The organism is Aetokthonos hydrillicola CCALA 1050, assembly GCF_017591665.1.
Classification (GTDB): Bacteria; Cyanobacteriota; Cyanobacteriia; order Cyanobacteriales; family Nostocaceae; genus Aetokthonos; species Aetokthonos hydrillicola.
This window is the reverse complement of the sequence record NZ_JAAKGC010000021.1, coordinates 29,447-44,370: the sequence shown is the minus strand read 5'-3', so window position 1 is coordinate 44,370 and position 14,924 is coordinate 29,447. Positions and strand designations below refer to the sequence as shown.

Annotated in this window: 12 protein-coding genes; 6 read left to right on the top strand and 6 right to left on the bottom strand. The window is 43.7% G+C overall.

Going from position 1 to position 14,924, the window contains the following annotated elements; genetic code table 11:
- Positions 1 to 63 precede the first annotated feature (63 nt).
- The 6 genes from G4P69_RS13110 to G4P69_RS13085 all read left to right on the top strand — a co-directional run bounded on the left by G4P69_RS13110 (position 64) and on the right by G4P69_RS13085 (position 7,033).
- Positions 64 to 1,233 carry a zinc-dependent alcohol dehydrogenase gene (locus tag G4P69_RS13110; RefSeq protein ID WP_208350145.1) on the top strand — a complete coding sequence of 390 codons (1,170 nt, stop codon included), beginning with the start codon at positions 64 to 66 and terminating at the stop codon, positions 1,231 to 1,233.
- 149 nt (positions 1,234 to 1,382) lie between these two features.
- Positions 1,383 to 1,847: a hypothetical protein gene (locus G4P69_RS13105; RefSeq protein WP_208350143.1), complete on the top strand. Its 465-nt coding sequence runs from the start codon at positions 1,383 to 1,385 to the stop codon at positions 1,845 to 1,847.
- Between the two features lie 140 nt (positions 1,848 to 1,987).
- On the top strand, positions 1,988 to 3,160 hold the full coding sequence (locus G4P69_RS13100) for a zinc-dependent alcohol dehydrogenase (RefSeq protein WP_208350141.1): 1,173 nt from the start codon (positions 1,988 to 1,990) through the stop codon (positions 3,158 to 3,160).
- A 239-nt stretch (positions 3,161 to 3,399) separates the two neighbouring features.
- A complete protein-coding gene (locus G4P69_RS13095; RefSeq protein ID WP_208350139.1) occupies positions 3,400 to 3,741 on the top strand; it encodes a cupin domain-containing protein in 342 nt (113 codons plus the stop codon).
- Between the two features lie 54 nt (positions 3,742 to 3,795).
- Positions 3,796 to 5,958 (top strand): catalase, encoded by a 2,163-nt coding sequence (locus G4P69_RS13090; RefSeq protein ID WP_208350138.1) that lies wholly within the window; start codon positions 3,796 to 3,798, stop codon positions 5,956 to 5,958.
- 727 nt (positions 5,959 to 6,685) lie between these two features.
- Positions 6,686 to 7,033 carry a hypothetical protein gene (locus tag G4P69_RS13085; RefSeq protein WP_208350137.1) on the top strand — a complete coding sequence of 116 codons (348 nt, stop codon included), beginning with the start codon at positions 6,686 to 6,688 and terminating at the stop codon, positions 7,031 to 7,033.
- A 123-nt stretch (positions 7,034 to 7,156) separates the two neighbouring features.
- Here the strand turns inward: G4P69_RS13085 and G4P69_RS13080 are convergent, their stop codons facing one another.
- The 6 genes from G4P69_RS13080 to G4P69_RS13055 all read right to left on the bottom strand — a co-directional run bounded on the left by G4P69_RS13080 (position 7,157) and on the right by G4P69_RS13055 (position 14,824).
- The gene (locus G4P69_RS13080) at positions 7,157 to 10,480 is read right to left on the bottom strand and encodes an efflux RND transporter permease subunit (protein WP_208350136.1); all 3,324 of its coding nucleotides are present in this window, start codon (positions 10,478 to 10,480) and stop codon (positions 7,157 to 7,159) included.
- Positions 10,481 to 10,753: 273 nt separating this feature from the next.
- Positions 10,754 to 12,076: an efflux RND transporter periplasmic adaptor subunit gene (locus G4P69_RS13075; protein ID WP_208350134.1), complete on the bottom strand. Its 1,323-nt coding sequence runs from the start codon at positions 12,074 to 12,076 to the stop codon at positions 10,754 to 10,756.
- Positions 12,077 to 12,137: 61 nt separating this feature from the next.
- Positions 12,138 to 12,533, bottom strand: a complete 396-nt coding sequence (locus tag G4P69_RS13070; RefSeq protein WP_208350132.1) for a hypothetical protein — start codon at positions 12,531 to 12,533, stop codon at positions 12,138 to 12,140.
- Positions 12,534 to 12,566: 33 nt separating this feature from the next.
- A complete protein-coding gene (locus tag G4P69_RS13065; protein WP_208350130.1) occupies positions 12,567 to 13,094 on the bottom strand; it encodes a DUF3122 domain-containing protein in 528 nt (175 codons plus the stop codon).
- Between the two features lie 64 nt (positions 13,095 to 13,158).
- Complete coding sequence (locus G4P69_RS13060; RefSeq protein ID WP_208350128.1) at positions 13,159 to 13,467, bottom strand: ArsR/SmtB family transcription factor; 309 nt, start codon at positions 13,465 to 13,467, stop codon at positions 13,159 to 13,161.
- A gap of 55 nt (positions 13,468 to 13,522) precedes the next feature.
- Positions 13,523 to 14,824 carry an NAD(P)/FAD-dependent oxidoreductase gene (locus G4P69_RS13055; protein ID WP_208350126.1) on the bottom strand — a complete coding sequence of 434 codons (1,302 nt, stop codon included), beginning with the start codon at positions 14,822 to 14,824 and terminating at the stop codon, positions 13,523 to 13,525.
- Positions 14,825 to 14,924: the final 100 nt, after the last annotated feature.

Genomic DNA, 14,924 nt, shown 5'->3' with positions numbered 1-14,924 from the left:
CTTTAATTCTGACTCCTGAATTCTGACTTCTGACTCCTTGTTAAATAACTAATAAGAATCTATATGAGAGCTGTCTGCTGGTATGGTTCTAATGATGTGCGCACAGAAACCGTACCTGAACCGAAAATTCTCAATCCGCGCGATGCTATTGTCAAAGTTACATCATCAACTATATGTGGCTCTGACTTACATATTTACGACGGCTATATCCCCACAATGCAAAAAGGTGACATTATCGGTCACGAATTTATGGGGGAAGTCGTTGATATCGGGAGTGAAGTTAAACTATTAAAGATGGGCGATCGCGTCGTTGTCTCTTCTATCATCGGCTGTGGTCAATGCCATTACTGTCAACGACAAAAGTGGTCTCTTTGCGACAACACCAACCCTAATGGTTGGATACAAGATAAACTATTCGGGTTTGGAACGGCGGGTATTTTCGGCTATTCTCACGCCTTTGGTGGATATGCAGGAGCCTTCGCAGAGTATATTCGTGTCCCCTTTGCTGACTTTGGTGCAGCTCAAGTTCCTGATGAACTCCCTGATGAAAAAGTGCTACCCATATCCGACGCCTTCCCAACTGGATTTATGGGAGCAGAAATGTGCAATATCCAGCGTGGTGATACCGTAGCAGTTTGGGGTTGTGGTCCTGTAGGACTATTTGCTATGAGTAGCGCTTATATGCTGGGTGCTGAACGGGTTATTGGGATTGATAGATTTCCTGAACGTCTCCAAATGGCTAGAGATTTTGCTCAAGCAGAAACTATTAACTACGAAGAAGTTGATGCAGGTGAAGCCCTTAGAGAGATGACAGGTGGACGCGGTGCTGATGCTTGTATTGATGCTGTGGGACTAGAAGCACACGGCATAGGTTTAGAAGGAATTTACGATCAAGCTAAGCAAACAGTAAGGCTAGAAACTGACCGCCCTCATGTACTGCGGCAAATGATTCTAGCTTGTCGTAAGGGAGGCATTCTATCGATTATGGGTGTTTATGGCGGCTTTGTGGACAAAATACCCATAGGCGCATTCATGAACAAAGCCTTGACCTTTAGAATGGGGCAAATGCACGGACAGAAATACATTCCTAGATTACTAGGCTATGTCTTAGAAGGTAAAATCGATCCTTCCCGTGTTTTCACTCACCGCTTATCTTTAGAAGAAGCAAAGCAGGGCTTTGAAATTTTCAAGAATAAAAAAGATAACTGCATTAAAGTTTTACTAAAACCATGACATGGTTGATAGCAATCTTTGATAAAAATCAGAGTTCGGAAATTTTATATTGAGTTTCTCACTATAAATTTATTAGGATTTCTAAGTTCTTCTAAAGAATGAGAGCCTTAAACGTTACCTAATTACAACAATCCAATCGGAGGTCTTTTATGAATAAAGTGATTTCTTTCGTCAAAAAGTTTTCTTTTCGTAAAATCACAACTGTTTTCTTAGTAGTATTGACTGTTTTTGTCATTCAGTCTTTTGGTTACGGTAGTGCCTTGCAAGCACAGGCAAATAATACTGTAGAATCATCTGAAGGTATATACTATAAAGGTACACCTGACGGAAATTCCGTTACAAACCAAGGACAAAATTTAGCTGAACAAGCTAAAAATAAGGTAAAAGAAGGTTCTGAAAATCTCGGCAAGCAACTAAATTCTGTTAAATTAAATGTGGAAACACCAGAAGGTCGTTATTACAAAGGTACACCTGAACACGCAGCTAATAATAGAACAGGTGGTGTAATTGATAACGTGCAAAAAACTGCCCAAAACATCAAAGAAAAACTAAATCTTGATGAACCTCTTCCTAAGAGTACAAAAGATTTTTTGAACTTGGACAAAGATAGATAGAGATTTAATAAGGAGCCTTAAAACAGTCAACAGTAAACAGTTATCAGTGTTCAAGGTATACGTACCGTGATAACTGATAACTGATAACTGTTTACTGACCTCTAGCTCGTCAGTATTAAAAACAATTAAGGATAATTAGAATGAAAGCAGTTTGCTGGCACGGCGCTAATCATGTGCAAGTTGATACAGTGCCAGATCCAAAAATTCTTAACCCGCGTGATGCCATTATCAAAATTACCTCAACGGCAATTTGCGGTTCAGATTTGCATCTCTACAACGGCTTTATCCCCACCATGGAAAAGGGCGATATCCTTGGTCATGAGTTTATGGGGGAGGTTGTAGAACTGGGTAGTGCGGTCAAGAATGTCAAGGTAGGCGATCGCGTCGTTGTTCCGTTCACTATTGCTTGCGGTAACTGCTTTTTCTGCCAACGTGATTTATGGTCGTTGTGTGACAATTCCAATCCAAATGGTTGGTTGGCAGAAAAGATAATGGGTCATTCGCCATCTGGTCTATTTGGTTACTCACATATTTTTGGCGGTTATGCAGGTGGTCAAGCAGAGTATGCTAGAGTCCCGTTCGCTGACGTCGGATTGTTCAAAATTCCTGATGGATTAACGGACGACCAAGTACTGTTCCTGACAGACGTTTTCCCAACAGGTTATATGGCAGCAGAAAACTGCGATATAGAACCGGGAGATATTGTTGCTGTTTGGGGTTGTGGACCAGTTGGACAATTCTCAATCAGAAGTGCTCGTATGCTCGGTGCTGAGAGAATTATTGCTATTGACCGCGTTCCAGAACGTTTACAAATGGCAAAAGAGCAAAGCAAAGCCGACGAAGTGCTAAACTATGAGGAAGTTAACGTTGGTGATGCTCTCAAAGAAATGACCGGTGGTCGTGGTCCTGATGCTGTTATTGATGCAGTAGGACTAGAAGCACACGGCACAGATTTCTTAGCATTCTACGATCAAGCAAAGCAAGCAGTACGTCTAGAATCAGACCGACCAACAGCCTTAAGACAAGTGATATTAGCTTGTGGTAAAGGAGGTAATGTCTCAGTCCCAGGTGCTTACGGTGGCTTTATAGACAAAGTGCCTATGGGTGCTGCTATGAACAAAGGCTTAACTCTTAAAACAGGTCAAACTCACGTTCACCGATACTTACACACTTTGCTTGAATACATTCAAAGCGGTGAAATCGATCCATCCTACATCATCACCCATCGCTTACCACTAGAACAAGCACCTCACGCTTACGAAATTTTCAAGCACAAGAAAGATAACTGCATCAAGGTTGTTCTTAAACCATAGTAAAGAAGTCAGAATTCAGAATTCAGGAGTCAGAACGAATCGAGTCCTTAAATTTAGACCCCCTTTATATTCATCGACAAGTAAGACAAAATTCCCGCGCTGATTCCTGAACGCTGGATGCTAAGAAAGCGGGCAGCCCAAAAGCCCGATTCCTACGCCGGGAAACCCAGCTGCAGTACTTACTCCTCCTGACTCCTGTCTTCTGGCTCCTGAATTCTTTGTTACTAGAGGAGATAAAAATGGCTGACACAAGCGTTAAAAAAGTTGACTCTGCTTATTCTCCTAAAGGTGAACTTGGTCAGAAGTATCTAGCATCTGGCAAAGCTCTATCAATGCGTCTTTGGGAGAATGAGCAGCCAGGGGAACCTAAAGAACCAGCAACGCGTGAATATGAAACTGTCGGCTACGTAATTAGTGGTCGCGCTGAGTTACACATCGAAGGTCAAACAGTTTTGTTAGAGCAAGGAGCTTCTTGGGTAGTCCCTAAAGGAGCCTCCCATACCTACAAAATTTTAGAACCATTGACAGCTGTTGAAGCAACTAGTCCACCTGCCCAAGTTCATGGGCGGGATGAGGATTGATTTTTATTTGAAGCAACGAAACTTACTACCATTCATACATAAATTCAGAGAACTATGACAGAGCGTAACCAAGTCAACGAACAAAGCAAAGACAAAAACCTAGAACCGTTTCGTAAAGAAGTAGGCGAGCATCTTACGAGTAATGAAGGTATAGGTATTCCTAACACCGACGATTCTCTAAAAGCTGGCGATCGCGGACCAACATTATTAGAAGACTTCCATCTGCGCGAAAAAATGACCCATTTTGATCGTGAGCGCATTCCAGAGCGAGTTGTTCACGCTCGTGGAACTGGAATTCACGGTTATTTTCAACCCTATGAATCGTTGGTGGATCTTACGAAGGCGAAGTTTTTGCAAGATCCTTCAGTAAAGACGCCTGTATTTGTCCGTTTTTCTACAGTAGCTGGTTTCCGTGGTTCAGCAGATACAGTACGAGATGTGCGGGGCTTTGCAGTTAAGTTCTACACAGAAGACGGTAACTACGATATGGTAGGTAACAACATTCCAGTGTTCTTTATCCAAGACGGAATAAAGTTCCCAGATGTTGTACACGCCCTTAAGCCTGAACCTCACAACGAGATGCCTCAAGCCGCAGCAGCGCACGATAACTTTTGGGATTTCATCTCGCTCGTACCTGAATCGATGCACATGATTATGTGGATCCTTTCTGATCGGACTCTTCCTAGAAGCTATCGGATGATGCAGGGCTTTGGTGTTCACACATTCCGCTTTGTGAACGAACAAGGTAAGGCACGCTTTGTAAAATTCCACTGGAAACCGTTACTAGGTGTTCACTCTTTTGTTTGGGACGAGGCGCAGAAGCTAGCAGGTAAAGATCCTGACTACCATCGCCGCGATATGTGGGAAGCGATTGAGAAGGGTGACTACCCAGAGTACGAATTGGGGGTACAAATCATTGAGGAAGAAGACGAATTTAAGTTCGACTTTGACATCCTTGATGCGACTAAGATCATTCCAGAGGAACTTGTTCCTGTCAGACCAATTGGAAAGATGGTCTTGAACCGTAATCCTGAGAATTTCTTTGCTGAAACTGAACAGGTCGCTTTCCAACCATCACACGTTGTACCTGGTATTGACTATAGTAACGACCCACTTCTTCAGGCTCGACTAATGTCATATCACGATACACAAGAGCATCGTCTTGGTAGTGCAAACTTTGAACACCTACCAATTAACCGCCCAGTATGCCCAGTGCATAATAACCAGCGTGATGGTTTTATGCAAATGAATATATACCAAGGTAAGACTAACTATTATCCAAACTCCCTTGGTGGTGGCTGTCCAATGACTTCTCCTGAAGCAATGGCTGGATATGCACACTATATGGAAAAGGTTGAAGGGCATAAAATCCGCCAGCGCAGCAAGAGTTTTAGTGACCACTTCACCCAAGCTACCTTGTTCTGGAATAGTTTATCTGCTCCTGAAAAAGAACACTTGGTAAAAGCTGCTCATTTTGAGTTAGGCAAAGTTGAGAGTAAAGAGGTTAGACAACGCATGGTTGAAAACTTCAACCACGTGGATCACGAATTAGCAAAACTCATTGCTATGGGTATTGGTGTTCCTGCTCCTACTCATGCAGCTACACAAAATCATGGGCAATCTTCTCCAGCAGTTAGTATTGAGAATATGCCTAAGCCTAATACAATTAAGACTCGGCGCATTGGTATTCTTGCGGCTGACGGCTTCGATTATTCCCAATTGTCGGCTATTAAGCAGGCGTTGGAAGGTGCTGGAGCTTTACCGGAGGTTGTTTCAAAGTTCAAGGGTAAGATCAAGAGCGCGGATGGTCAAGAAGTAGAGGTAAGTAAGACATTCCTCACTTCTGCTTCAGTAATGTTTGACGCTATTTATGTTCCTGGTGGAAAGCAAAGCATTGAGACTTTGAAGAAGGAAGCAGACGTTATTGAGTTTATCAATGATGCTCTCAAGCATTATAAAGCGATCGCAGCAACAGGCGAAGGCGTTGACCTGCTCATGATGGCTCCAGACGTGAAGCTCATCGGTTTGGACAAACAACAGTCTAACGGACATTTGTCCTCTCAAAAGGGTGTTATCACAAGTAGAAATCCTTCAGACATCAACAGTGTCGCGCAAGATTTCGTCCAAGCAATAACTATGCATCGTCATTGGACAAGAACTCAACCAGAGGTCAATTTACCTCAATCAGAAGCTAAAGTTAAAATAGTTAGTACTTAATAACTAGGTCAGTACAAATAAACGATCACTAGTTCGTAGTTGGGCTTTAGCGCAAAAAAGCCCAACTACGATTTTTTGCACAGGGCGGTAATTCAAATCGAGCAATATTCCATAAAGCAACCCACAATAGAACTTTTAAGCTGTTACCCATTTAATTTGTATATGGGACGCGGGCAAGATAAGATGCCCGCACTACAATAATTTTGTTGATAAAGAGTCACTATAAGTAATTTTTCTTTAATAAAAATTACGACCAATCAAGAAATATTTATTACTATCAAAAATGCCAAAATATTCTCTGACGTACTCTTCATCAGTATTCAGTTATGCCATTACTACCATTTGTCACAAGTATTCTACTGAGATGAGGCACTGACTCTAACTGTAGAAGCTTTTTATATTCTTTTTCGGAGATATCTATTGCAAATATTGGAATTAAGCCTAGATGTTTGTAATGCTAAACGTCTACATCTTGCATATTTTGATTCTGTCAGTAAAAACAGAGTATGAGTGTCGAGGTAGACTTTGTGATGGATGGCTTAGTGGTCGCTATGAAGGTTTGAAGAGTAATTAGTAATTCGCTGTTTTGTCTACTTTGTCAATGTGTAAGCTCTAAACTACTGTAAGTAGGTTTACAATTTGTAATCTCTTCTACTCTTTATTTTCTAAACTTCTTTATTGTAATATTCGTATTATTCGAGAAATTTCAAATTAGGAGTGCATGAGTGTGAACAAATTTTCAACTTTTTTTGCAAATCTTTTTGTGGCGGCTCCGTTACTTAGCGCCTTTTTTGTCAGTACCAGCTTTATTGTCAGGACTAATTCAGTACATGGCCAATATCCTCGTCCATTGTTATACAGGGAGCCCTATATTTCGGGTCGAAATGCTATTCATGGATGTTATGATCTACGCCGTGCAATAGATTGTCAAAATCTTCAACGTATTCAAAATAGCTTAGCTAATATGTGTGGTAGAGGGGATAACGTAGCTTGTAATACTTTAGACTATGTGCGTAGATCAGACGCTGATACTCAAACAAATATATCTGTAGGTAATGCGTTAAGCGACCATTGACTTGAGTTTGAACTAATTAACCTTTAATGTTTGAATTAAGTTCAACTCTTGAAGAAGAGCCATAAATTATAGCGCTTTTCATCTATTTACACACGATGTAAAAGCGCTACGAAAAAATTTCGGTTACAGAGTAGAAGCATCCAATAAAGTAGAAAGCTTACCCTCTTCACCAAGAGAATTTGTTGAATTAGATTTTCTATTCCGCCAGACTTTGTAGTACAGAATTGGGACTGCAGATCGCGACAGCAGCAAAGATGCTACCTCCCCTGCCATTAAAGAAATTGCCAATCCTTGAAAGATCGGGTCTGCTAAAATAATCGCTGAGCCAACAATCACGGCAGCCGCAGTCAGCAACATAGGACGGAAACGTACCGCTCCAGCATCAATCACCGCATCTTCTAAAGGCATTCCCTCCTTTAACCGCAGTTCAATAAAATCTACCAGAATAATAGAGTTTCGCACCACGATTCCGGCTCCAGCAATGAAGCCAATCATCGAAGTTGCCGTAAAGAACGACCCCATCAACCAGTGAGCAGGCATAATTCCAACTAACGAAAAGGGAATTGCCGCCATAATTACCAAAGGTGTGACAAAAGACTGAAACCATCCTACAACCAAAGCATAAATCAACACCAGCACAACAGCAAAGGCAATACCCAAATCACGGAACACCTCATAAGTGACTTGCCATTCACCATCCCACTTAATTGCATACGTTTCCGTCGAGGGCGGCTGTTCGGTGAGATATGTCTGAAGTTTTGCGCCAGTTGCAGGCACTAATTTGTCAATCTGGGGTTGCAGATTGAGCATCGCATAAACAGCACTCTCTACTTTACCAGAAACATCGCCCATCACATAGACCACCGGCTGTAAATTCTTATGGTAAATGCTGTAGTCAGCAATAGTCGTTTCTGGTTTGACCAACGTACTAAGGGGTACAATATTTCCGTTAGCACCCTTAAGTTTCAAGGATTTTAAGTCTTCCAGGCTGGTGCGACTTGCTTGATTGAATCGCAGATTAATTGCCACATCTTCACGGGCATTTTCATCGTGCAGGAGACCCACATTTTGACCAGATAGTGCAATTTGCAAGACCTGGGAAATTTGGGTAGGATTGATACCATTGAGGGTAGCTTTTTCACGATCAATTATCAACCGATAGTCTGTCTGTGGAGCTTCTACATACCAATCTACATCCACGACACCCGCAGAGTTTTGGTAAATTTTACGCAGCTTTTTAGCTAACTCAATTTGTTCATTGTAATCGGGACCGTAAATTTCTGTGACTAGAGTTTGTAGTACTGGAGGACCAGGAGGAATTTCTGCTACCTGGACACGAGCATTGTAGCGATCGCCAATTTCTTTGAGTTTTGGACGAATCATTTTGGCAATGTCATGACTCTGACGGTCGCGTTCTCCTTTAGGCAAAAAGTTAACCTGAATATCAGCTATATTCGTACCTGAACGCAAAAAATAATGCCGCACCAATCCATTGAAATTGTAAGGTGAAGCGGTACCCACGTAGCTTTGATAGTTGAGAACATACGGCACTGTTGCGAGATATTGCGCCATCTCCCGCGTGACTCTGGCTGTCTGTTCCAGAGTCGTGTCTTCAGGCATATTCACTATCACCTGTAACTCACTCTTGTTATCATAAGGCAGCATTTTCAGGATCACTAGACGCATTCCTGCCAGTCCAACAATAATGATCACTAAAGCAAGTGCGGTTGCTGTTAGAAATGTAGTTCCTCTTAGTGGATAGTGAACCAGAGGACGCATGAAGCGACGATAGAGATTGCTAAGAGCATCTTCCCCATGTTCCTGAGTATGGTGCTTGGAATTAGAGAAAATTTGTACAGTCGTCCACGGAACTACAATAAATGCTACCAGTGCCGAGAAAATCATCGCTGCTGAGGCACCAAGAGGAATTGGGCGCATGTACGGTCCCATCAAACCACCGACAAAAGCCATTGGCAAAATTGCGGCAATCACTGCCAGTGTTGCTAAAATGGTGGGGTTACCTACCTCATCGACAGCTTCTAGAACAATCTGTTGCAATGTGCGGCGACGGTTGGTAGAAAGTTGCAGGCGAGTTTTGTTCTCTGGGATTTGCAGATGTCGTCCAACGTTCTCCACCACGACGATCGCATCATCAACCAGAATCCCAATAGAGAAGATCAATGCGAAAAAAGTAACGCGATTGAGAGTAAAACCATAAAACACGAAACTAGCAAGTGTGAGCGCCAGTGTCACTGGAATTGATACCGCCACGACCATTGCTTCTTTTTTACCGAGCGCCCACCACATAAGTACCGTCACCGAACCGACGGCAATCAACATGTGGAATAGCAATTCATTAGAACGCTCAGCAGCCGTTTCTCCGTAGTCACGTGTAACTGTCAAATGTACGTTTTGTGGAATATAATTTCGCTTAATATGGTCTAGTTTGCGTAACACATGATGGGAAACTTGAATGGCGTTAGCACCAGGACGTTTAGCGATCGCGATGGTAACAGCGTCTGTTTCACCTAGAGATTTTGTCTTTTGTTCCTTATTTGCTGCTCCCTGTCCGAAAAACACATAACTCGCAGGTTCCTCTGCCCCATCAGTAACTGTTGCAACATCTCGTAGATAAACAGGCTGATTATGAGCAACACTAACCACCAATCCCTTAGCATCTTCAGCAGAACGGATAAAACTTTGCGTTCTAACTAGAAAGGAGCGATTATTTTGACTGAAAGCACCACTCGCGAGTTCAGCATTTTGAGATTGCAACGCCTGAGCAATTTCCAAAGGTGTTAAGCCAAATGCATTCAACCGAATTGGATCAAGCTCAACCCGTAACTGGCGCTTTTGACCTCCTATGAGGGTTGTTTCTGATACATCAGGAACTTGCTTAATTTGTTCATTCAATTGTGCTGCAATCTGCCGTAATTCAGCAGCATTGCTTTGTTCTCCCCACAGTGTCAGTGTAAGAATTGGTACATCATCGATGGCTCGGGATTTTATCAAAGGTTGGGATGCACCTGGGGGAATTTTATCAAAGTTAGCGTAAAGCTTATTATAAAGCTGGACGATAGCATCTTCAGTTTTCTGCCCCACAAAGAACCGGACAATCGCCAGTGATGAGCCAGGACGGGACGTGGAATAAACATACTCCACCCCTGGTAACTCTTTGATTAACTTCTCCATTGGTGAGGTGACGCGCTGCTCCACATCCTTCGCGGAGGCTCCTGGCATTTGCACAAATACATCTGCCATCGGCACTGTAATTTGTGGTTCTTCCTCACGTGGTAGGATCAGAGTTGCGCCAATCCCCAGCAGTAATGCTACCAAGATGATGAGTGGTGTCAGCTTGGAGTCAATAAATTTTTTGGCTAAATTGCCAACAAAGCCTAACCTGTGCGATTTTGAAAGATCTCGTTCACCATTTAAGCTATTGGTCATTTTACCTCATCCTCCGGTTCATCATTGCAGGCAAATTTAACTAGAAGAACTCAGGAGTCAGGAGGAGCCACTGCGTTGGGCGGCTCTGCCGACTTGAAGCACGTGGCGTCCAGAATTCAGAATTTACCTGAGTGCGACTGGCGGATAGCGCAGCTGTCTTAGAGTCCGCGAGCATCTGAGTAAAGGGGTTTAAATCTCCAGTGTCTACACTGTGTCTACAATTAGTTGGAGTCTGAATCCCCAACCAATTGATTCTGACTCCTGAATTCTTCTTCAAGGTTGTGGGTTAATTGGTTGTCCATCGCTCAGTTGATTAATGTTGGTTGCAATGATGCGATCGCCCTTCATCAATCCCGAAACAATCTCCACTTGTTTTTTGTGCTGTTGCCCTGTTTTCACCCAACGCAGTACAGCAGTTGGGTGTTGAGCACTCGTATCCACCACATAAACCCCTTGTAATTGCCCCCGTTGAATCAACGCGTTCTTGGGAATAAGAATGGTTTCCTCTGTGCCATCTAAAGGCAAGGCAATTCGCCCAAACATTCCGGAGATGAGCTTAAGCGAACTATTGAGCGGAATTTTGACCAGAAAACTACGAGAGAGGGGGTCTGAGGCGGGAACAATTTGCCCAATTGTTCCCTTGAAGCTTCCACTGACCGCATCAACTCGCACCTGCACAGTTTGACCAACATGTACAAAACGCAAGTTTTCTTCGGGTACAGGAATTTCTATCTGGAGCCGATCTGGATTTTCAATTTTCAGTAATGCTGTACCATTCATGGAATAGGGATTGGTCGTTTCCCCCAAATACGCCAACTTTTCAGTCACGATGCCATTAAAGGGCGCAACCACAGTGCCATAGCTTTCATTGGCAGAGGCAGCGGCGACCTGGGCTTTTGCCTGATTAATAGTAGCCTGAGACTGAGCGATCGCAGCCTGGGACTGTTGAATGCCTGCTTCTGCTTGAGCAACTTGTTCTTTGGCTTGTTTAAGAGCAGCATTTGCCTGATCCAGATTAGCCTGAGATACAGCGCCATCTGCGCGAAGTTGGGCAGACCGAGTTTGCGTAATTTGTGCCAGTCCAAGTGCCGCTTGCGCTGACAGCTTTTGGGATCTGAGTTGGCTTAAAGATGCCTGTGAACGTGCCAGTTCTGCTTGAGCCTGGGCAATGCCTGAGCGAGCCTGATTTGCTTGAGCAGCGATGTCCTTTACATCAATGCGGGCAACGATGTCTCCTTTGTGAAAGCGATCCCCTGCCTTGAAGGGAAAGTAAGTGATACGTCCGCTTACGCGGGTTGAAAGGGTTGCTTGGTCAACAGAGTGAATTGTACCAGAAAGTTCTAGGGTATTAGCAATCAGTTGGGGGCGAATAGTTAACGTTTCAACGGTTGTTGCCCTTTGGGTTAAAGTAGGTTCTGGTGAATGGGGCGAACGGGTCAGTTGCAGAATACCCCAAGCTCCTCCTGCCAGCAGCAATACCCCTCCCATCAAAAAACCCCATCCCTTTCGAGCAACCCCAGGTGAGGTAGGCTGTTTTTGCTCCGCTGTTCCATCCATTGTTTGATCGAGCGATTCATTTGAGGCAGTATGAGTCATAATCTTTCTCCTTTAAGGACGATTAATTGCCTCGCTGTACGGCATATCTTGGGCTTTGGCATCAAACCCTACCCATTACAGAAAACGATTTAATAAAGGGACCCGCCATGCGTGGATCTTTAATCATCGCAGCATAGTCCCCGACACGGAATTGCAGCTTGCGCGTCATATAAGCCGCACTAAGCCCTATCATGTTCAAGCCTTTTGCCACCCATTGCTTCCAGTGTTCACGGTCTGCTCTTAGATCCCAATTGAGCTTTTGTCCTTGGTATAACTCAGCTTTAACGACATGTCCATTCTCAACTGTCAAGACTCCTCTGGGATCTGGTTGATCGTCAAAGCCATAGCCAATCACTGAATTAAAATGGATTTTGCCAAGAGCATCGGCTAAGTCTGGCTCTGCATTCCATTTCTCGCCATATACTTGCATCCATTCAGGTGAAAATAAGTCTGTCATCGAAGTTTCTCCAAATTAATTTGTTGTAAAACGTTACTCGTAGCTGGCAACGGTTTGCCATTCTTCAACTAAAGATGGTGAGATTATTAGGCTCACTGCTCTAGTACTGGTTGTTGGCAGTGTTAACTTGAAGGGAATTCCCGGCTGCAATTTTGGGAGCAAGGGCTTAAGATCATACTGTCCAACATTGGGTACGGAGTTGGCTATCTCGTTAAAAGAAGCATCGGCAGCTATCAGCTGTTTGCCTAGGGAGTTAGTTAAGGTCAGGGGTTGGGTGCGATCAATTTCAACTACACCAGGAAAGCCGACTAGTCTCAAATAGAAGCTTGTTGTACTATCAGGACGAATGCGTTTGAAGGCGATCGCCTGCCACCGATTTCCGTACTGATCTTTAAGGGTTTGTCGAGACTGATAGACCGTCTGTCCTGGTGCTTCCTCCTGTTGTCGAATTGCTGCTTCTGCATTGGGAATAGTTATGAACCCCAACCCTAGAAAGACACCTAACACTAGTGTTCCCAAAAGCAGCAGCCAGGAAAGAATTTTTCTGATACGACATCCCATAAATAAATGTTCCCTTCTACTGATTGTTACATTCGATTTTGTAACTAATACGCTTGATAAAAAATTAATTTTCTGTATTTGTCCTATTAAGAGATTCGCGAACACGAGTACATAGGGCAAGCAGATCTGTATCGATGACTCGGTAATAGCGCCAAACCCCTTGGCGACGACACGCGACTACACCAGCTTCTTTCATCAACCGTAAGTGTTTAAAAACATTTCCCTGGTGCAGTCCGGTGCGAGAACAAATCTCCTGCACACTATATTCCTGGGTACAGATGGCTCCCAGGATTTGCAACCGTGTAGGATCTGCCAATGCGCGAAAGCGACTTGCTAAAGTTTCCAGTTCACTCCAATCCAGTGTTATCTCCATAGGTGAATTGCATAAACGCGCAGCGCGTAATCAGTAGTTGGGACGATTTGACTCATCAGGGTAGAGGATACATCGGGCTGAGGTCGGAAGTACTTGGAACAGACTCTACTAAAGGCAGTCCCAGCATTTGCAAGCTCCAACGTTCAAGCCACGGCATAGTCCAACCTAACCGCATTTTTTCTATAAAATATTTCTCAAAGCCTCTCTTCATCCAAGACACCCAGATTCCACTGAGGGTGATAGCTCGATTGCGTTTACCTTGAGCATCAGGCAGTAGAGGATCTGCAAGGAATAAAGCCCCCGTATCTCCGAAATCTGCAAAGCAAATAGCTTGAAGCGTCGGTTTATGCTGAACCCCAGATATCACACCCAACTCTAGTGCTATGTTGTGAACAACCGCGATCGCCATCTCTTCAGTCATTTGACCAACTTTGGGAACACCTATGGGAATGGGAGTTGTCTCAATTGGTTTGAGTTGAGTGACCACACCAACTGAGTAAATGGAATCAAACTCAGGGTGGCGATAGGTAGGCAGCACGGGTACAAAGCCTTTAGGATCAGTTAAGCTCGCTGCTTCCCGTAAAAAACGTGGTCCTCGGAAAGGAGGTAGAATCATCGCGTATTTGAATGGAAGAGTACGCCCATCTGCTAAATGCATAATCTCCGGTTCAATGTGGCTGATGGCTGTGTTCTCCATCAATTCTATTTCCCTCTGAGCCAGAAACTTACGGATTAACCATCGGGAATTAGCCATTCCACCAATGCCCAAATGTCCAGCATAAGGTTCTGACGTGACAAAGGTTATAGGTACATGTTGACGCAATCCCTTCTGTCGCAAAACATGATGCGCTAGCAGAGCAAACTCGTAGGCTGGACCAAAGCAACTGGCTCCCGGCGCTGCACCCACTACGATTGGTCCCGGTTCTTCTAATAATTTTTCCCAAGCGTCACAAGCTAGTAAGGCATGATGAGGATTGCAAACGGACTGGGTATACCCCCCTTCAGGTCCTAATCCTGGTAGCACATCCAGTGCTAGTTCAGGTCCAGTTGCAATGACCACATAGTCATAGTTTACGGTTTTATCTTTTAGAGAAATCTGGCGTGACTTCGGATTGATAGCTGTGACTGAATCATGAATTAGATCAATTCCATGTTGGGGAACGATTTTGTCTAACTCTAACTGAATATCAGCAAGCGATCGCAAACCTAAGCCTACCCAAGGTAGTGACGGAACAAACGTAAACTTTGGTTGATTAGAAATCAGTGTTACCTGATGTTGAGAAGGCAAAAAACGTCTAAGTTCATAAGCTGTAGGTAGACCCCCTAAACCTGCACCAATCACAACAACGTGAGCCATAATTGTGACTCCAAAAAATTGGTTTCTAATTTGTTGATTTTTGAAATCTGTATTTCAAGTACATTAAATATCAATGGTTACGCGGAGCAGAACCATCGTT